General features: G+C 74.5%; 15 protein-coding genes. 2 read left to right on the top strand and 13 right to left on the bottom strand.

Annotation, left to right across the window (positions count from 1 at the left end; translation table 11 throughout):
• Positions 1-91 precede the first annotated feature (91 nt).
• The 9 genes from ACWCXH_RS37905 to ACWCXH_RS37865 all read right to left on the bottom strand — a co-directional run bounded on the left by ACWCXH_RS37905 (position 92) and on the right by ACWCXH_RS37865 (position 11,675).
• Positions 92-526 carry a DUF6507 family protein gene (locus tag ACWCXH_RS37905; protein WP_449806055.1) on the bottom strand — a complete coding sequence of 145 codons (435 nt, stop codon included), beginning with the start codon at positions 524-526 and terminating at the stop codon, positions 92-94.
• Between the two features lie 51 nt (positions 527-577).
• Positions 578-895 (bottom strand): pore-forming ESAT-6 family protein, encoded by a 318-nt coding sequence (locus ACWCXH_RS37900; protein WP_449806054.1) that lies wholly within the window; start codon positions 893-895, stop codon positions 578-580.
• An 82-nt stretch (positions 896-977) separates the two neighbouring features.
• On the bottom strand, positions 978-1,310 hold the full coding sequence (locus tag ACWCXH_RS37895; protein ID WP_449806053.1) for a hypothetical protein: 333 nt from the start codon (positions 1,308-1,310) through the stop codon (positions 978-980).
• Positions 1,311-1,466: 156 nt separating this feature from the next.
• Positions 1,467-2,885, bottom strand: coding sequence for a DUF6177 family protein (locus ACWCXH_RS37890; RefSeq protein ID WP_449806052.1), 1,419 nt, complete (start codon positions 2,883-2,885; stop codon positions 1,467-1,469).
• Between the two features lie 17 nt (positions 2,886-2,902).
• Positions 2,903-6,877: a type VII secretion protein EccCa gene (gene eccCa, locus ACWCXH_RS37885; RefSeq protein ID WP_449806051.1), complete on the bottom strand. Its 3,975-nt coding sequence runs from the start codon at positions 6,875-6,877 to the stop codon at positions 2,903-2,905.
• A gap of 2 nt (positions 6,878-6,879) precedes the next feature.
• Positions 6,880-8,025 (bottom strand): MinD/ParA family protein, encoded by a 1,146-nt coding sequence (locus ACWCXH_RS37880; protein WP_449806050.1) that lies wholly within the window; start codon positions 8,023-8,025, stop codon positions 6,880-6,882.
• Between the two features lie 38 nt (positions 8,026-8,063).
• Complete coding sequence (gene eccD / locus ACWCXH_RS37875; RefSeq protein WP_449806049.1) at positions 8,064-9,419, bottom strand: type VII secretion integral membrane protein EccD; 1,356 nt, start codon at positions 9,417-9,419, stop codon at positions 8,064-8,066.
• Positions 9,420-9,468: 49 nt separating this feature from the next.
• Positions 9,469-9,882, bottom strand: a complete 414-nt coding sequence (locus ACWCXH_RS37870; protein WP_449806048.1) for a hypothetical protein — start codon at positions 9,880-9,882, stop codon at positions 9,469-9,471.
• Between the two features lie 320 nt (positions 9,883-10,202).
• Positions 10,203-11,675, bottom strand: coding sequence for an FAD-dependent oxidoreductase (locus tag ACWCXH_RS37865; protein ID WP_449806047.1), 1,473 nt, complete (start codon positions 11,673-11,675; stop codon positions 10,203-10,205).
• Between the two features lie 155 nt (positions 11,676-11,830).
• Here ACWCXH_RS37865 and ACWCXH_RS37860 point away from each other — a divergent pair, with 155 nt between their 5' ends.
• A complete protein-coding gene (locus ACWCXH_RS37860; protein ID WP_449806046.1) occupies positions 11,831-12,058 on the top strand; it encodes a DUF6269 family protein in 228 nt (75 codons plus the stop codon).
• A 40-nt stretch (positions 12,059-12,098) separates the two neighbouring features.
• Here the strand turns inward: ACWCXH_RS37860 and ACWCXH_RS37855 are convergent, their stop codons facing one another.
• The gene (locus ACWCXH_RS37855) at positions 12,099-13,919 is read right to left on the bottom strand and encodes a BTAD domain-containing putative transcriptional regulator (protein ID WP_449806045.1); all 1,821 of its coding nucleotides are present in this window, start codon (positions 13,917-13,919) and stop codon (positions 12,099-12,101) included.
• Positions 13,920-14,138: 219 nt separating this feature from the next.
• On the opposite strand from ACWCXH_RS37855, the gene ACWCXH_RS37850 reads away from it, so the two are divergent.
• Complete coding sequence (locus tag ACWCXH_RS37850; protein ID WP_449806044.1) at positions 14,139-14,366, top strand: hypothetical protein; 228 nt, start codon at positions 14,139-14,141, stop codon at positions 14,364-14,366.
• Positions 14,367-14,402: 36 nt separating this feature from the next.
• Here ACWCXH_RS37850 and ACWCXH_RS37845 read toward each other — a convergent pair whose 3' ends face one another.
• The 3 genes from ACWCXH_RS37845 to ACWCXH_RS37835 form a co-directional block, all read right to left on the bottom strand.
• The gene (locus tag ACWCXH_RS37845) at positions 14,403-17,387 is read right to left on the bottom strand and encodes a BTAD domain-containing putative transcriptional regulator (protein WP_449806043.1); all 2,985 of its coding nucleotides are present in this window, start codon (positions 17,385-17,387) and stop codon (positions 14,403-14,405) included.
• 116 nt (positions 17,388-17,503) lie between these two features.
• Positions 17,504-17,719 carry an acyl-CoA carboxylase epsilon subunit gene (locus ACWCXH_RS37840; RefSeq protein ID WP_449806042.1) on the bottom strand — a complete coding sequence of 72 codons (216 nt, stop codon included), beginning with the start codon at positions 17,717-17,719 and terminating at the stop codon, positions 17,504-17,506.
• Between the two features lie 17 nt (positions 17,720-17,736).
• The coding region (locus ACWCXH_RS37835; RefSeq protein WP_449806041.1) for a carboxyl transferase domain-containing protein at positions 17,737-18,108 on the bottom strand (372 nt) is incomplete at its 5' end.

Raw genomic sequence — 18,108 nt, 5'->3', positions numbered from 1 at the left:
CCCGACGAGATCAGCTTCACCTTCGCGTCCAGTTCCTCCAGATTGCCCGTGAAGACCGGCACCTCGGCCGGGTTCACCGGGTTCTCGTCGCTCACTTGCTCTTGTCCTCCGGCTGGATGCCGAGCGCCTTCAGGTCCACGGACTTCGCCGCGTCCTGGGCGTTCTTCGCGGCGGCCAGGTCACCGGCGATGTACTCGTTCACGGCCTTGACCGTGCCGGTCAGACACGCCTCGATGCGCTCCGACATCGACTTCAACTCGGCCTGCCGGCCTTCCAGGTACTGCGACAGGGCCGCCGCGACGGGGCCCATCGCCTTGTGCGACAACGAGGGCGCGCCCACCGGCACCGGGCCCTGGATCTCGACCGTCGCATGCGAACCCGGCACCGCCGTACCGGCGGCCTGCGCCGCCTTCTGCATGTTCGTCACCAGGTCGTTCAGGGCCGTCGACAGATCGCCGGCGTGCCCGCCGACGATCTTCAACTGACCCTGGACACCCTGCGGCTGGATATCCCAGTCACCCGCCATGTCGAGCTCCCCCGTTGTCCGTGCCTATCCGTACCTGGTGGACGATCCGTGTCAGCCGATGTTGTCGACTGCGGACTTGGCGCGCGCCAGCGTCTGCTGCGCGGTGCCGTCGTTCTGCTCCAGCGTCTTGCGCAGCAGCGCGATGATGTTGCGCACCTCCTGGGAGGCGTTCTTCCAGCGCGTCTCCTTGGCGTGGTACTCCTCCGACACGCCGTCAGCCTGGAAGTCGCCCATGACGGCCTTCACCTGCGCGTCACGCGCGGCCATCACCTGCTCCAGCTGGCCGATCACCGCCTGGATGTTGCGCTGCGCCTCCGACGAAGCACCGTGGTCGTAGGAACGACGGTCCGAACCCCCGCCACCGGCCATGACAGATCACACTCCCCGTTGAAGTCCTGAATGTCCTGCGAGTCCTGCGAGTCCTGCAGGAGAAAGAGCCGACCGGCTCCGGTCAGCGGGCGCCGAACCGCGCCGCGTCGAAGCGCGCCGACGTCATGTTCGTCTTCGCGTTCCGGCCCTGCTCCTGGTCACCCTGGCCGAACGCCTGCTCCATGCCCGACTGACCGCCCAGGATCGCCGACAGCGACGAGTTCAGCGCGTTCGCGATCTCGTCCGCCCGGGACTTGAAACCGTCGAACATGGCCTTGCCCTGGCCGTTGAACTTGCCCTCCAGCGGCTCCGCCGCCGCCACGAGCTGCTTGACCAGCGCACCCAGATCCGAGTTCGAGGTCTTCGACCCCGACATCAGCGTCTGCAGCGCCTGCGTCCCCATGTCGAACTTCATACCGCTCCCCCGTCCGCTCGACGAATCGCCGCTCGACGAATCGTAGGTATGTCCATTTCTATCGACCTATATCCCGGCCGCAAGGCCCGGCACCCTGGTTGTGACCAACGTATGACACGCCGCCAGGTGCGTCGCCGCCGATCGCCGCCACGGCCTTCACTCGCCCTTCAAATGCCGCATCAGACGCTCGAATTCCGCCCACCCCGAGAGGTCCGAGGGATCCCCGGGCATCGGGTAGTAGTAGGCCGGCCGGGCCTTCGGACCCAGTCTGACAGGCTCCTCCGACAGCGGCGTCCGCCGGGCGCGGTCGTCCGGCATCGCCCGGACCTCCTCCGCGCCGAGCACGAAGGCCAGCGGCACGCCGGGGCCCTCGAAGTACGCCGGCACCGCCAGGTCGCGGCGGGCGCGGCGCAGTTGGAGCAGCATCGACTTGAGCCGGTGCCGGGTCGCCAGCGCCTCGGCCATCCGCGGCAGGGCGTCCAGCGGCGGCTCCTCGTCGGGCCCGTAGCCGAAGGCGAGGGTCACCGCCTCCTCGACGCCGGACCTGGTGCGGGTGACCTTCAGCGCGGCCAGGCCGGGGCGTTCGGGGCTGCCGACGACGACGAACCAGGTGGGCTCGGGCGCCCGGGAGTACGCGAGGTCGGTGAGGCGGCCCGGGGACCAGGGCAGGTTGGCGGGTTCGGCGCTGCCCCAGCCGGCCGGCGGCTCGCCGGTCAGCTCGCGCCAGACGGTCTCCAGGGCGCCGCCCAGGACGAGCCGCTCGTCGGCGGGGTGCTCGGTGCGGAAGGTGATGGCCAACTGCCGGTCGCCGGTGGGCGATACCTCCTGGTAGGAGGCCGCGACCGGGGTGCGCGGGTCGTCCTCCGTGCCCTCCGGGTTCACGACGGTGGCGAACATGCCCTCCTGCCAGCGCAGCACGGCGCCGGTGAGGCCGTCGTAGTAGCCGTCCCGCTCGTCCTGCACGACCCAGCGGGACGGCCAGCCGGGCAGGTTGCCGCGCACGGCGGGGGAGAGCGTGGTGCCGGCCGGGCTGACGATCTGCAGGCCGCGGTTGGACGCGGCGGCGGCCCGGAAGGCGTCGGAGAGCCAGGCCGTCATGGCGACCACCGGGCGGTCCATGATGACCACGGCGACCTTCTCGGTCAGCACGTCGACGGCCGGCTGCGCGGCGGCCGGGGTGGGTGCGGCGGTGATCCCGGCGGTCTCGACGACGGCCAGCGAGCGCGTCGCCTCCCGCGGCCACGCCGTGCCGTCGGCGAGGTGGGCGACGCGGGCCGCGAAGGTGCCGGCGAGCTTCTCGGCGTCGGGCACGCCGGTGGTGGCGCGGGCCTCGGTCCACCAGTACGGCACGCGCGGCGGGGTCGCGCCCAGCAGCCGCTCGGCCTCCCCCGGGACCTGCACCAGCAGCGGCGCCTCGACCGAGACCAGCGGCCGGGCCTGTTCGTCGAGGAGCTGGACGACCGCGCCCTCGCCCGTCGTGTCCAGGAGCTTGTCGGGGCCGCCGGAGAGCAGGCCGGCGAGCACCGTCCAGGCGTCCGGCATCCGCGGGGTGAGGGCTATGACGTCCTTGGTCATGTCGTCGAGTCCTTCGGTTACTCGGGCGTGTACACGGTCTGGACCAGGCGGTTCGGCTGCCCCCGGCGGACGAGGACGCCGCGCCCGGCGGGCTGCTGCGCGGCGTACACGCCGGGGAACAGCTGCCCCTCGCCGCGGTCGCCGGTCATCACCAGCGCCGAGGCACCGGACTCGCGCAGGCCCTGGACGAGCGGCTCGTACATGCCGCGCGAGGCGCCCGCGACGCGGCGGGTCACGACGAAGTGCAGGCCGATGTCCGCCGCGGAGGGCAGGTAGGGCAGGAACGGCGCGAGCGGGTTCTGGCCGGCCGTGGTGAGGACGTCGTAGTCGTCGACCAGCACCACGATCCGCGGGCCGCCGCCGCGCCAGTGGCCCGGCTCCAGGTCGTCCAGCGGCGCGTTCTCGTCGGGCAGGCGCTGCTCCAGCTCGTTGGAGACGGCGGCGGCGAGGCCCGCGCACATCCGGGCGTTGTACGCGTAACCGCCGTTGTACTCCTCGGGGATCACGCCGCGCAGGCTGCGGCGCGGGTCCATGACGGCGAACACGATCTCGTCGTCGCCGTGCCGCTCGATCAGCCCGGCGGCGATGGTCTTCAGCAGGTTGGACTTGCCGCACTCGCTGTCGCCCATCACCAGCAGGTGCTGGTCGTGGTGGAACAGGTCGAGCAGGACGGGCGCGAGCGCCGACTGGTCCAGGCCGATCGGCACCCGCTTCGGCTCGGCGACCGGGCCGGGCAGCAGGTGCGGCTCCAGGACGTGCGGCAGCACGCGGACCGGCTGGGCGACCTCACCGGTCCAGGTGGCGCGGACGGTCCGGGCGGTCTGCTCCAGGACGGTGCCGAGCTCGCCGTTGTCGGCGAGGCCGTCGATGCGGGGCAGCGCGACCTGGGCGAACAGCCGCCCGTCGGTCAGGACGCGGCCGGGCTCGTCGGGGGAGAGGGTCTCGGCGAGCTTGCGCTCGATGCTGGACTCGGTCGGGTCGTTGAGGCGCAGCTCGACCCGGGTGCCGAAGTTCGACTGGGCGGCGATCCGGACGTCGTTCCAGCGGAGCATGCCCGCCACGACGTGGATGCCGTAGCCACCGCCGCGCTTGAGGATGTCGACGACCGCGTCGTCCAGCTCCTCGAAGTCGTCGCGCAGCGCGCCGAAGCCGTCGATGACCAGGACGATCTCGGCCGAGGCGAGCTCCGGCAGCCGGCCCGCGGCGTGCAGGGTGCGCAGCTGCTCGACGGAGTCGATGTTGTGGTCGCGGAACAGGTCCTCGCGGGCGGTGAGCATGGCCCGGACCTCCTCGACCGTGCGGGCCGCGCGCTCGCGGTCGGCGCGGCCCGCGATGCCGCCGACGTGCGGCAGGCCGGCCAGCGCCTGGAGGCCGCCGCCGACCAGGTCGAGGCCGTAGACGCCGACCTCCTGCGGGGTGTGGGTGAGCGCGAGCGACAGCACCAGGGTGCGCAGCAGGGTGGTCTTGCCGGACTGCGGGCCGCCGATGAAGGCGACGTGGCCGCCGGCGACGGTCAGGTCCAGGAACCAGTTGCCCTGCCACTGCCGGGTGGGGTCGTCGAGCAGGCCGAGCGGGACCTGGAGGCGGCCGCGCCGGCCGGTGAGCTGCATGCCGCGCGGGCCGACGTCGAGCGGGCCGGCGACGGTGTCCAGCGCGATCGCGGAGGGCAGCGGCGGCAGCCAGATCCGCCGGACCGGGGCCGCGGCGTTCTCCAGCTGCCCGACGACGACGCCGAGTTCGGTCGGGCCGGTGGTGCGGCGGCGGGCGGCCGGTTCCGGGCCGTCCTGGCCCTCGGCCCTGGCCGGGGTGTTGAAGGCCCCGTACTCCAGGGCGAGCGGGCCGGCGTCCTCGTCCTCGCGCTGGACCGGGCCGCGGTAGGCGCCGGAGACGTAGCTGGCCTTGAACCGCTCGTAGTGGCTGGTGTCGACCTTGAGGTAGCCGAAGCCGGGCAGCGGCGGGAGGTGGAAGGCGTCGGTGGTGTCGAGGACCGTCCGGGACTCGTCGGCGGAGAAGGTGCGCAGGCCGAGCCGGTAGGACAGGTAGGTGTCCAGGCCGCGCAGGCTGCCGCCCTCGATGCGCTGGCTGGAGAGCAGCAGGTGCACGCCGATGGAGCGGCCGATCCGGCCGATGGACAGGAACAGGTCGATGAAGTCCGGCTTGGCGGTGAGGAGTTCGCCGAACTCGTCGATGACGACGAACAGGTGCGGCAGCGGCTCCAGGTCGGGCCGGCGCTCGGCCCGCAGGGCGGCGTAGGAGCCGATGTCGGCGACGTTCCCGGCGTCCTTGAGGACCTGCTGGCGGCGCTTGACCTCGCCCGCGAGCGAGGCGTGCACGCGCTCGACCAGACCGGCCTGGTTCTCCAGGTTGGTGATCACGCCGGCCACGTGCGGCAGGTTCGCGAACGGGGCGAAGGTCGCACCGCCCTTGTAGTCGACCAGGACGAGCGAGAGGTCCTCCGGCGGGTGCGTGGCCACCAGGGCGAGCACCAGGCTGCGCAGCAGCTCGGACTTGCCGGAGCCGGTGGCACCGACGCACAGGCCGTGCGGGCCCATGCCCAGTTCGGAGGACTCCTTGAGGTCGAGCAGCACCGGCTCGTGGCTGTCGCTGATGCCGATCGGCACCCGCAGGAAGGCGCGTTCGCCGCGCGGCGCCCACATCCGGGCGAGGTCCAGCCGGGCGACGTCCTCGATGCCGAGCAGGCCCGCGAACTCGACCGGCCCGCTCAGCGGGGCGTCGCCGAGCGACTCGGCGGACAGCCGCAGCGGGGCGACCATCCGGGCCAGGCCCTCGGCGAAGGCGGTGCCGACCTCGTCCACGGTGCCGTGGGCGCTGATCGGCTGCTCCTGGCGGAGGTCCTCGATGAGCACCTGGTCGCCCTCGACGGTGATCCGCACGCCGACCTGGCCGGGCTCCTGGACCCGCCGCTCCAGCAGGTGCAGGACGGTGACGCCCATCTCGCGCAGGCCGACCGCGTCGTCCGGGCGCGGCAGGTCGACGGCGTCCTCGCCGTGCCCGTCGGCCACGACCAGCAGCCGGGAGGTCATCGACAGCGCGTCCGCGCCGGACAGGCCGCGGCGCACCTCGGCCGCGTAGGAGGCGCGGCGGCGCAGCTCGGGCCCGAGCTGGCGGGCCAGCTGCGCCATCGACGGGGCGATGCGGCGGGCGGCGACCGGGCCGTCGTACTGGTCGGGGTCGAGCAGGTGCGGGAGCCACTTGGCCCACTCCCAGTCGGCGAGCCGCTCGCCGGGCACGGCCAGCGCGACGGCGACGTCGTCGGGCGCGTGCAGGGCGGCGGTCTGCGCGAGCAGGGCGCGGGCGACCCGCAGGCAGTCCTCGCGCGGGCCGATGACGCTGACGTCGCCGACGCGGTCGAGCGGGACGGTGAGCGGGAGCTCGGTGCCGGTGCGGAAGCGGGCGGTCAGCGCCGAGGCCTCGTTGAGCATGAAGCGGTCGGGCGGGGTCAGCGCGGAGGAGCTCTGCTGGGCGATCCGCAGGTCGCGCACGGGCATCTCGCCGGTGCCGACGCGGACCCGCAGGAAGTCGCCGTCGACACGGCGGCGCTCCCACAGCCGGGCCGGGTCGCGCACGATGTCGTACAGGGCGCCGGGCGGCGGGTTGAGCACGTCGGCGTGGTCGCCGCGGGCGCGCTCCTCGGTGGCGAGTTCCTCGCGCAGGTCCTCCAGGTACGCGAGGTAGGCCTCGCGCTGGGTGCGGCGGGTGCGCTGGGCCTTGCCGCGCTGGGAGAAGAGCAGGCCGACCGAGCCCATGACGGTGACCAGCAGGATGATCGCGCCGAGCCCGGCGAACTGGCTGTTGCGGACGACCGTCATCATGACGACGGAGGACATGACGCCGGCCATCGGCAGCAGCGACATCGCGATGTTGCCCGCCTTGCCCTCGGGCAGGTTGGGCGGGGCCTCGATGGTGCGGGCCTCGGGGGCGGCCGGCGGGCGCACCGTCCGGGCCGGGCGGTGGATCAGTCGGGTACTCATCGTCAGTGGCGCTTCTGGGAGAGCTGGAAGACGTCCGCGGCGAGCCGGGTGGCGGTGCTCCGGGTGGCGCGGGCGAGCAGGTCGGTGCGGATGACGCCGCCGGCCGCGAGGTGGCGGTCGTACGGGAGCACGTGGACGGTCGTCCCGGTGGAGCGCAGGGTGCGCACGGCCGCCTCGACGTCGACGCCCGAGTGCGGGGTCAGTTCGGTGACGACGACGACCGTTCCGGCGATGACGTGCGGGGGCAGGGCGCGCATCCACTGGAGGACGGCGTGGGTGCTGGCGATGCCGTCGAGCGTGGCCGGGGTGGTGATGACCCGGGCCTGGGCGGCGGAGAGCGCGACGCGGGCGACCTCGGCCGGCAGGGTCTGGCAGTCGACGACGGTGACGCCGAAGTAGCGGCGCATCGCGACCATGACGCGCTGGTAGCCGCGGGCGTCGAGCATCGCGCCGATCTGGCCCTGACTGCCCGGCAGCAGCCAGGAGTTGTTCTGCAGTTGGACCAGGTAGCCGGTGATGTCGAGCAGGGACATCTGCGGCTTGACGATCTCGGCGAGGTCGCTGGCCGTCCAGCGCAGCGTCTCGGTGCCGAGCCGGATCGGCAGCGAGCCGAGCGCCGTGTCGGCCTCGACGAACAGGACCGGGTCCTGGCGGTAGTGGGCGTAGGTGGTGCCGAGCAGGGCCGCGACCGTCGACTTGCCCGCGCCGCCGCGGATCGAGGTGACGGCGATCTGGCGGCCGGTCGTCACCGGCTGCTGGAGGCTCTCGGCGATCCTCGTGACCTCGGCGACCTCGCGGGAGGCGGAGGAGGAGACGTTCTTCCACACCGAGTGCGCGGCCCTGGCGGCGAAGGGCTCGCCGCCGCGCGGCTTGCGGCCGAGCGCGGCCAGGTTGCGGTCGACGGTGGGCCGGGAGTCCGGCGTCCGCTGGGCCGTCACCTGCGGCTGCTGGGCCCGCGGTGGCAGGTGCGGCTGCTGGGCCTGCGGCGGCTGGTACGGCTGCTGGTCCTGCGGCGGGACCTGGTCCTGCGGCGGGGCGGCGAGCGACGGCTCGGCCGCGTCGGCGGGCGGTGGGCCCCACGCGGAGCCGTCGAGCTGGGCCCGCAGATCGCGCAGGACCTCGCCCTGCCAGTTCTCCCCGTTCGACATGACTCCCTCTGCCCCTCCAGATTCGACCCTGCTGCCCCTCAGAACTTGGCGAGCAGCTGTCCGTACACCCCGAACACCCCGACGGCCAGCGGGAACAGCCCCACCATGCCGATCGACTCCACCAGGTCGGCCACCCGCCGCAGCCGCACCTGGGTGTGCTCCGGCGGCTGCACCGCCAGCGCGACCAGTGGGAGCACCGCCGCGACGCACAGGACGGCCAGCGCCCCGGCACCGCCGCCGTGCCCGATCCACAGCACCACCAGGCGCACCACGAGCACCGCGGCCGCGGCCAGCAGCGCCACGACCTCGGCGACCAGCGGGAACGCCCGCGCCCGGGACAGCAGCACCACGGCGACCAGCGACGGTAGCACCGCCGTCCACGCCGTGGGCTTCGCGGCCAGCGTCAGCAGCCAGCCCGCGGCGGCGGCCGAGGCGGCCGTCGCGACCGTGGCCAGCGCGAGGCCCCGGTGCGTCGCGGCCAGGGCCGTGCCGACCCCGTGCCGGCTCACCGACGCGCCCGCGGAGCGGCGGTCGTCCAGCGCCGTCAGACCCGAGGCCATCAGGGCGAGCCGCGGCAGGACGCCGAGCAGCACCACCGAGAACAGCGCCATCAGGGCGCCCACCCGGGCCGGTTCGGTCTGGACGGCGGCCGCCGCCTCCCACACCGCGGTGATCACGGTGAGGGCGCCGGCACCGATCAGGCCGCCCCGGCCGAGCGGGGAGAAGAAGCCGAGCATGACGATCGACACGATCAGCGCACCCGCGACCGCGGCCAGCCGCACCGGCGGCCCCCAGTGGTACGCGTCGGCGGCGCTCCACGCGCCGAGGATGCCGAGCCCGCCCGAGGCCAGCAGCAGCGCCGTGGCCAGACCCCGGTTGCCCTGCCCGATCCGGGAGACCAGCGCGCCCGCGGCCAGCAGCACCACGGCGACCGCGAGCAGCCCGCCGGCCAGCGAGGCCAGCGGGAACTCGTGCCGCGCCAGCACGGCGGCCGTCACCGCGAACGCCACCGTCGCGACCCCGGCGCTGCCCCGGCGCGCGGCCGGACGCCAGCGCCAGGCCTGGAGGTCCAGGTCGTCGGCGACCAGGTCGACGACGTCGTGCACGACCGGGGCGGGCGGGGCGGAGTGCGTGCGGACCAGGCGCAGGACGGCGCCGTCGGCCACGCCCGCGGTGTCCAGGGTGCTGTCGTGCGGCAGCGCGGAACCGTCCGAGGTCACCAGTTGACGGGTCATCGGCCGGGACGCGGCCTGGTCGTCGAGCAGCTGCAGGACGTCCGGGAGCAACTGGCCGATCGGGGTGTCGGAGGGCAGGACCACGTCGGCCCGGCGCCGCTCCCCGATCAGGGTCACCCTGCTGAGACGGGCCGGGGAAGTCGTTGCTGTGCTCACCACTTGCGGGAACCTATCATCGCGACCTTTGCGACCTCTCGGGCCGATGTTTCTACGAATGGGCCGGTTCGGGGGACTTCGTCCCGGCCTTCACCGGGGCTGCCGACGTGTCCGGCGTCGTCGGCGGGGCCGCCTTCGGGACCGCGGACGGGGACACCGGCTGGGGCGCCGACGGCATGGGCGACCGCGACGGTTCCGCCGTGTCGTGGGGCATCTGGAACTGCTGTTGCTGCTGTTGCTGTTTCTGCTGGTCGGCCTTCTGCTTGGCCAGCGTCGTCTGCAGGAACGACCAGCCGACGCAGCCGGCGCACAGCACGGCCGCGATCGCGATCCCCGCGAACACCTTCCCGAGCCGCTCGTCGGCCGTCCGCCGCACCCGCTGCGCGCCGAACAGCAGCGCGTCGCGCATCCTGCGCCGACGCACCGCCACCGACTCCAGCAGCTGACTGTCGTAGTCCCGTGCCATTCGCCGCCCGCCGTCTCCCCCGTGTCTTGCCTGTGCAACATAAAGCATGCATCCAGCCGAAGCACACCCTGTCGGTACGCGGAAGGGGAGGGGCGCCGGGGGGAGTCGGGAGCGCGCGGATCCCCACGCCCCTTGCAGGGCGCGGGGATTGAGGGGAGGCGGGGGGAGGGGCGCGGAATGGGGGTGAGGGCCGTGGGGGGATTGGGTGCGGATTGTGGGCATCCGCTGCGGGCCGTTCCTTCCCCGGGCTTCGACCGGGAGTGCCCCCCCGTGCCCCTTGCGGGGTGCGGGGATTGAGGGGGAGGGAAGGGAGATCGGGGTCAGGTGAGGGCGGGGGTGGGGAGGGACTGTCGGGTGGTCAGGTAGGTGTGGGTGTCGGGGAGGGTTTCCAGCAGGGTGCGCTGGTGCCGCTTGATGCGGGTGAAGGTGTCGTCGGCGGTGCGGATGGCGTGGGGGTGGTGGGCGAGGGACGGGGGCGCGGTGGCGGTGTGCGGGGTGAGGGTGGTCAGCAGGGCGCGCAGGGGGAGTTCGTCGGGAGTGGGGGCGAGGCCGGCCGCGTGGGCGTCGAGGACGGGGCGCAGGTGGTCCGGGGGCGGCGTGGGCGGTGCGTAGGGGGAAGTGAGCCGGCGGAGCCGGGCGAGGTCGAGGGCCTGCTCGTGCAGGGCGGCGGCGGTGGCGTCGAAGCGGGCGGCCGGGGTTTCGCGGCCGTCGCGGGACGGGAGGTCGCGCACCAGCTGGTCGAGCAGGACGAGGGTGTCGGCGTGGTCCTCGTCGAGGGGGTCGGCGCAGGCGGCGGCGGTGCCGAGGGCCAGGCAGTTGCCGACCCAGCTGCGGCGCAGCCGCCCGGCCGGGGCGGCGGTGTGGGTGACGACGGCGCCGGCGGGGGCGCCGAGGAGCCGTTCGGCCTCGGTGGCGGTGGTGCGGCTGCCGGCGTAGGCGAGGCCGGTGGTCCGGCGGCCGAGGAGGGGGCGGTGCCAGGTGTGGCCCTCGGGGCGGGTGGTGACGGTGGTGTAGGGCTCGACGCCGTGGCGGGCGCTGTCGTGGGGGAGGGTGACGGTGGCGAGGCTGTCGGTGGGGTGGTCGCCCGCGGGGCGGAAGGGTTCGCCGAGGATGCCGGTGAGCAGGCGGGCCGCGCGGCCGGTGCAGTCGAGGAAGAGGTCGGCCTCCTCGCGGCCGCGGGTGGTGTGCAGGGCGGTGACCATGCCCGCCGCGTCGCGCTCGGCGCCGAGGACCTCGGCGCTGTGCAGCCGTACCCCGCAGGTCTGGACGGCGGTGCGGCGGAGGAAGTGGGTGAGCATCGCGGTGTCCGCGTGCCAGCCGTGGGGGAAGGCGGTGCGGCCGTCGAGCCAGCGCGGTGACTTCCGGGCGTCGAGCAGCGGCGGGGTGACGAAGCACGCGCGGTCGACGGGTTCCAGGGTGTGGCCGGTGCTGCGGCGCAGCTGCCAGAAGTCGGTGAGCGGGAACCCCTCGCAGCTCGGGCTGCCGCCGGGGTTGGGCAGGTAGACCGGGTCGGGGCGCCAACCCCGGTACCGGGTGGCCGCGTTGAAGGAGGCGGAGCAGGCGCGCAGCCAGACGCTGTCGGGGGTGCCGAGCCGGTCGAACAGGTCGCGCTGGAAGGTCGGTGCGAGCGCGGTGACCTGGGCGGTGGGGCGTTCGGCGGTCTCGACGACCGTCACGCGGACCGTGTCCCGGAAGGCGGAGGCCAGCCGGGCAGCGGCGATCCAGGCGGTGAGCGTGCCGCCCGCGATGACGATGCGGTCGACGGGGGCGGTCGGTCGGGCGTCGATGGTCATGGGGGGAGGGTCGAACGGCCGTGTATGGCGGGCCTATCGGCGGTCTGTACCGCCGGTGCAAGGCGGAGCGGAGGGCGGGTACAGGCGCCGGTTCCAGTCTGTTGGTGCGGGGCCGGGGACGGCCCGGCGCCACCGACGGAACGGAATGAGGAACGATGTTCGAGGAAGTCAAGGTCGAGCACCCGCTGGATGTCCTGGCCGAGATCGAGCGCAGCGCGGCACTGGACCAGGACCTGCTGCTGCGGGACGGCGGGACGCCCTGGGCCGAGCTGCTGGCGGACTACGTCGACGCGCTGAGCGAGCTGGCCGTGCCGGGCACCGCGGAGAACGGGTACATCGCGACGTACGGGCTGGACGAGGGCCACGCCGGTGGGTGCGGGTGAGGGCGGGCCGGCGGCCTGGCCCCGGGGCGGAAGCCGCGGGTCAGGCCGCCAGGACGGCGGAGCGGCCGAGCAGGCCGACGAGGGCGGGCATCCGGTAGCGCGCGAGCCGGTCGGCGCCGGGGCACGGCTCCAGGAGCCGGGCGTCAAAGAGCCGCTCCAGGACGTCCTCGGCGTCGTCGAGGGGGAGATCGAGCAGGGCCGCCGCGTCCGCCGTGGTGAGGACGGCGAGGCCGGCGGCGGCCAGGACGGCGAGGGCGTGCGCGGCCGGGGCGTCGAGGGCGGCCAGGGCGGGGCGCAGCGCGGTGGTGATGTCCAGGCTGCCGATGCGCAGTTCACCGAGCCGGCGGTCGGCGGGGGCCAGCCGGTCGGCGAGCCGGGCCGGGCGCCAGTGCGGGCGGTCGGCGAGGCGGGCGGCGGCGATCCGCAGGGCGAGCGGGAGACGGTCGCAGTACTCGGCGATCCGGGCGGTGGACTCCGGGTCGGCGGCGAGGCGCTCGGCGCCGGCGATCGAGGCGAGCAGGCGGGTGGCCTCGGCGGGGCTCATCGGGCCGAGCCGGACCAGCCGGGCGCCCTCCAGGGCGGCGAGGTCCGGGCGCAGTCCGGTGACCAGGGTGCGGGTGGCACCGCCGCCGGGGAGCAGCGGGCGGACCTGGGCGTCGTCGGCGGCGTTGTCGAGCAGGACGAGCATCCGGCGGCCGGCCAGCAGGGTGCGGTACTGCTGTGCGCGCTCGTCGAGGCCGTCGGGGATGTGCTCGGGGGCGGTGCCGAGGGCGCGCAGGAACCAGCCGAGGACCTGCCGGGAGGTGCGCGGGGTGCCGTCGGTGTCGCGCAGGTCGGCGTGGAGCTGGCCGTCGGGGAAGGCGTCGCGGGCCCGTTCGGCCGCATACAGGGCGAGGGCGGACTTGCCGGTGCCGGGGGCGCCGGTGACGGTGACGTCCAGGCCGTCGTGCAACGCGTCGAGGACGAGCCGGAGTTCGGGCTCGCGGCCGGTGAAGTCGCGCGGGGCGGCGGGGAGCAGTGCGGGACGCGTTCCGGTCGCCGCGGCGGTGGACGGGGCAGTGGCGGCCGGCGCCGGGGCGGGGGCGGGGGCGGCGACGGTGGCGGCCGCCCGCTCGGGCGCGGCCGGGCCTGCCAGGGTGCCGGTGAGGATCTCCTGGTGCAGGGCCCGCAGTTCGGGGCCGGGGTCGATGCCGAGCTCGTCGGCGAGCAGCCGACGCGCCTCCTCGTACTGCGCGAGCGCGTCCGCCTGCCGCCCGGCCCGGAACAGCGCCGTCATCAGCTGCGCGCGGGCCCGCTCCCGGACGGGGTGCTCGGTGACGTGCCGGGTGAGCGCGGGCAGCAGCTCGTCGTGCCGGCCGAGGGCGAGGGCGGCCTCGGCGTGCTGCTCGACGGCGGCGAGGTGGGCCTCCGCCAGCCGGGGGCCCTCGGCGGCGGCCAGGTGCTCGGTGACGTCGCCGAGGGCCGGGCCGCGCCAGAGCGCGAGCGCGTCGGTGAGCCGGCGTTCGGCCTCGGGGTAGCGGGCGGCCTGGAGGTCGGCGCGGCCGGCGGCGGCGAGGTCGCGGAAGCGGTCCCAGTCGACGGTGGCGTCGGCGGTGTCCATCCGGTAGCCCGCGCCGTGGCGGTGCAGGCCGTGGCCGGCGCCGAGCCGGGTGCGCAGCCGGGAGACGTAGGTGTAGAGCTGGTTGGTGCTGGTCGCGGGCGGCTCCCAGCCCCACAGCAGGGTGGTGAGCCGCTCGTCGGTGACGACCCGGCCGCGGGCGAGCAGGAGGGCGGCCAGCGCGGTGCGCTGCTTGGCGCCGTCGAGGTCGACCGGACGGCCGTCGATCGTGGCCGACACCGGCCCGAGCAGCGTGAAATCCATGCCGGCCCCCAACCGTTCCAAGGCCCGCGGACGCCCGCGGGCCGACCTGGGCGAAACGGTATTGACCTGTGGTTATATCCGGCTGTCGGGTCGCTCTCGGATCGATTTCGGCGGATCGAAAGCGCTTTGAAAGCGCCCGAAAACGCGGCCTCCGTAGCGTTCATGGCGTACCGCAGGACACCGGGTCAGGCGGACGAACGAGAGGCCCTGGAGGCCACCGTGAACAGCGCTCTTCTCTCCGCCCGCAAGACCGCGCACACCGCGGTGATCGCCCCGCTCGGCAAGCTCGCGGCGAGCGCGGCCGTGCTCCTCGTCGCGGTCGGCACGGTGGCGGTGGGCCAGGGCACCGCGCTCGCGGCGGACTCCTCGACGGCCTCGGTGCAGGCCGCTGCGCCGGCCGGCCACCCGGTCGGCTACACCGTGAAGAAGGACGACCCGTGGACCTGATCCCGCCGGTCGCCGACCCCGTCAGGACGGGACGCGTCAGGGCTGGACGAGTTCGAACAGCCGCCCCGAGTCGACCGGTCCGCCGTCCGCGATCGCCACCATGAGGTGGTCGAGCTTCTCCGCCCAGCCACCCGCGCCGACCTCCGTGAAGAGGCCGGACGCCGCCCGCAGCATCACCACCGCGCCGTCGCGGTCCCCGCGCAGCGCCTGCACACAGCCGAGCACCGCGCCCGCCCGCGCCTGGAGGAAGGCGTCCGGCACCGCCTCCGCGGCCTGGAGCGCGCTGCGCAGCACCGGCTCCGCCTCCTCGGCGCGGCCCTGGCACCACAGGGCCTCGCCCAGCGCCCTCAGCACGTGCGTCTCGCCGCGCCGGTCCCCGCTGCCGAGTACCAGCTCCAGCGCACGCCGGCAGGCCTCCTCGGCCCGGATGCCGTCGCCCGCGCGGATCAGCGCCTCCGCCAGCCGGACGGTGCTCTGCGCCTCTCCCCGGACCGTGCCCAGCCCACGGCTGCGGGCCACCGCCTCCGACGACAGCACCAGGCTCGACTGCGCGTCCCCGCGCTCCAGCTCGATCTGCGCCAGCAGGCCCAGGACATGGGCCTCGGCGTAGCGGTCACCGCCCCTTCGGAAGATCTCCAGGGAGCGGCGGCCGGTCTCCACGGCCCGGTCCAGGTCGCCGCGCTGGCGCTCGCACAGCGCCAGGTTGCGCAGGACCAGGGCGCGGCCCTGGTCCTGGCCCTGCTCCTCGAACAGACGCAGAGCCAGGCCGAGCCGCCGGTAGGCACTGTCGTGCTCGTACTGGACGATCTCCAGCGTGCCGAGCGAGTGCAGCATCGCCGCCTCGGCAAGGGTGTCGCCGGTGCGGCGGGCGGTGACGAGCGCGGCCTCGGCGCCCTCGCGCCAGTCCTCCAGATAGTTGCGGTTCTGGTAGAGGGTGACGGTGGTCATCACCAGGTCCCAGGCGTAGCCGGACTCGTCGTCGCGGGCGGCCTGCTGGATCAGTCCGTTGATCGCGCCCCGCTCGGCCTCGAACCACTCCATCGGCTCCCCGACCAGGTCGTCGGTGAGGTGGCCGGGCAGCGGGTGCAGCGGCGCGGTGCCCGGCACCACGGTGAAGTCCCCGCCGTAGACCCGGCGGTGGGCCTCCTTGGCCAGACCCAGCCACACCGCGCAGGCCCGTCGCAGGGCCTCCCTCAGGTCCCCTTCTCCGTCCTCGGCAAGCGCGCACTCGCGAGCGAAGAGCCGGAGGAGGTCCTGGAAGCGGTAGCGGACGTGGCCCGCGCTGGCGCTGAGCGGCTCCAGCAGCTGGGCGTCGACGAGCTGCTCGATGAGGTCCTCGGCGTCGACCGGGTCGATGTCGAGCACGCCGGCGCCGGCCCAGGCGGAGAACTCGGTGACGTTGAGCGAGCCGAGCAGCCGGAACATCCGGGCGGCACCGGCCGGCAGGTCGCGGTAGCTGAGCCGGAAGCCGGCCCGCACACCGCGGGCGTCCAGGCTGAGTTCGTCCAGCCGCCGGTGCTGGTCCTCCAGGCGGGCGACGAGGGTGCGGACCGTCCAGTGCGGTTTGGCGGCGAGGCGGGCGGCGGCGATCCGCAGGGCGAGCGGGAGCCGGTCGCACAGTTCGCTGAGCCGGGCCGCGCCGACCGGATCGGCGGCGAAGCGGTCGGCGCCGGCCACCCGGGAGAGCAGCGCGACGGCCTCGTCCTCGCCGAGCGAGGCCAGGTGCAGCGGGACGAGCGCGTAGTCGCCGGCGAGCCGGCTGCTCAGGCTGTCGCGGCTGGTGACGAGCACGCAGCAGTTCGAACTGCCGGGCAGCAGCGGGCGGATCTGCTCGAAGGAGCGGGCGTTGTCGAGCACGATCAGCACCCGGCGGTCGTACAGGACGCTGCGGAACAGCGCGGTGCGCTCGGTCGGGTCGGCGGGGATCTGCGGGCCGGGCACGCCGAGGGCGCGCAGGAAGCGGTCGAGGACGGCGGCCGGGCGGCGCGGCTCCTCCTCCTCGTCGTAGCCGCGCAGGTCGGCGAAGAGCTGGCCGTCGGGGAAGCGCGCGGCGACCTGGTGGGACCAGTGGACGGCGAGGGCGGTCTTGCCGACGCCGCCGGTGCCGATGATCGAGCCGACCGGCAGCGAGGCGCCGCCCTGGTGCTCCAGCAGCCGGTCCAGGGCGGCGAGTTCCTGGTGGCGGCCGGTGAACGCGGCGGGCACCGGCGGCAGGTGGGCGGGGACGGTCGGCGCCGGGGCTGCCGTGGGAGCGGCGGGCAGGGTGAGCTCGGGGGCGTCGTTGAGGATGTCCTCGTGCAGTTCCTGGAGGGCGGGCCCGGGGTCGATGCCGAGTTCGTCGGCGAGCAGCCGGGCGCCGTCGCGGTAGGCCTCCAAGGCCTCGGCGCGGCGGCCGGCCCGGTAGTGGGCGAGCATCAGGTGGGCGAGGGACTGCTCGCGCAGCGGGTTCTCGCGGACGAAGGCGGAGAGGTCGCCGATGAGTTCGCGGTGCTCGCCGAGGTCCAGGCGCAGCGCGGTGAGCTGCTCGTGGACGTCCAGGCGCAGTTCGGCCAGCCGGGCGGCCTCGGCCTCGACGGCGTCGGCGGTGATGCCGGCGAGGGCCGGGCCGCGCCACATCGCGAGGGCGTCCTCGAAGTGGGCGCGGGCCTCCTCGGTGCGGCCGCGCCGGGCGGCCTCCCGGCCCTCGGCGGCGCGCTCCTCGAACTCGACGGCGTCGATGCGGTGTTCGCCGGGGTGCAGCAGGTAGCCGGGGTGACTGGTGACGATCAGGTCGTCGATGCCGATGGCGGTCTTGAGGGTCTTGCGCAGGCCGGAGACGCAGATGGCGATCTGGTTGCGGGCGGTGGCCGGCGGGCTGCCGTTCCAGACCGCGTCGGCCAGGGTGTCGACGGAGACCACCCGGCCGGGCGCGAGCAGCAGCATGGACATCACGGTGCGCTGGCGGGCGCCCTGGAGGGCGACGGGCCGTCCGTCGGCGCTGATGTCCAGCGGCCCCAGGATCCGGAACACCACCTGAAGCACGGCTGCCCTCCTCGACTCGGCCGCCGCCATATCCGGAACGGCCGCGACCTCTTCACTCTGAGTTACAGGTCGTCGGCCGGGGCCGCAACGCGGACGGCAGCAAGCTGCCAGTGGCGCTAGCCCCGGGCCGCCCAGGAGGCGGGCGGGAGAACGCCGCTCGCCTCCCAGCGGGCGGCCGGGGCCGGGTCGGCGGAGGCGTCCCGGCCCCGGCCGCGGGTGCCGAGCAGGACGGCGATCGCGGCGAGTTCCTCCGGGGTGGGGCTGCCGCTGATGACCCGGAACAGGGCGGGCCCGAGCGGGCCTTCGAGCACGGACGCGGTCTCGCCGGACATGACGCTCACTCCTCTGGTTACACCGGGGGGTTGCCGTGCTTGCGGGCCGGTCCGACGGCGTGCTTGGTCCGCAGCATGGCGAGGGCGTGGATCAGGGTGGCGCGGGTTTCGGCGGGGTCGATGACGTCGTCCACGAGGCCGCGCTCGGCCGCGTAGTACGGGTGCATCAGCTCGGCCTGGTACTCCTTGACGAGTTGCTGACGCGTCGTCACCGGGTCCTCGGCGTCGGCGATCTGGCGGCGGAAGACGACGTTGGCGGCGCCCTCGGCGCCCATGACGGCGATCTCGTTGGAGGGCCAGGCGTAGGTGAGGTCGGCGCCGATGGACTGGGAGTCCATGACGATGTAGGCGCCGCCGTAGGCCTTGCGCAGGATCAGCGAGATCCGCGG

The sequence above is a fragment of the Kitasatospora sp. NPDC001660 genome, from assembly GCF_053596725.1.
Note: the sequence above shows the minus strand (reverse complement) of the source record. Positions and strands in the feature narration are given on the sequence as shown.

Excerpts from the sequence above, each read along its gene's own strand:
- ACWCXH_RS37905 (WP_449806055.1), bottom strand. The coding sequence starts at position 526 with ATGGCGGGTGACTGGGATATCCAGCCGCAGGGTGTCCAGGGTCAGTTG.
- ACWCXH_RS37900 (WP_449806054.1), bottom strand. The coding sequence starts at position 895 with ATGGCCGGTGGCGGGGGTTCGGACCGTCGTTCCTACGACCACGGTGCT.
- ACWCXH_RS37895 (WP_449806053.1), bottom strand. The coding sequence starts at position 1,310 with ATGAAGTTCGACATGGGGACGCAGGCGCTGCAGACGCTGATGTCGGGG.
- ACWCXH_RS37890 (WP_449806052.1), bottom strand. The coding sequence starts at position 2,885 with ATGACCAAGGACGTCATAGCCCTCACCCCGCGGATGCCGGACGCCTGG.
- eccCa (WP_449806051.1), bottom strand. The coding sequence starts at position 6,877 with ATGAGTACCCGACTGATCCACCGCCCGGCCCGGACGGTGCGCCCGCCG.
- ACWCXH_RS37880 (WP_449806050.1), bottom strand. The coding sequence starts at position 8,025 with ATGTCGAACGGGGAGAACTGGCAGGGCGAGGTCCTGCGCGATCTGCGG.
- ACWCXH_RS37870 (WP_449806048.1), bottom strand. The coding sequence starts at position 9,882 with ATGGCACGGGACTACGACAGTCAGCTGCTGGAGTCGGTGGCGGTGCGT.
- ACWCXH_RS37865 (WP_449806047.1), bottom strand. The coding sequence starts at position 11,675 with ATGACCATCGACGCCCGACCGACCGCCCCCGTCGACCGCATCGTCATC.
- ACWCXH_RS37860 (WP_449806046.1), top strand. The coding sequence starts at position 11,831 with ATGTTCGAGGAAGTCAAGGTCGAGCACCCGCTGGATGTCCTGGCCGAG.
- ACWCXH_RS37855 (WP_449806045.1), bottom strand. The coding sequence starts at position 13,919 with ATGGATTTCACGCTGCTCGGGCCGGTGTCGGCCACGATCGACGGCCGT.
- ACWCXH_RS37840 (WP_449806042.1), bottom strand. The coding sequence starts at position 17,719 with ATGTCCGGCGAGACCGCGTCCGTGCTCGAAGGCCCGCTCGGGCCCGCC.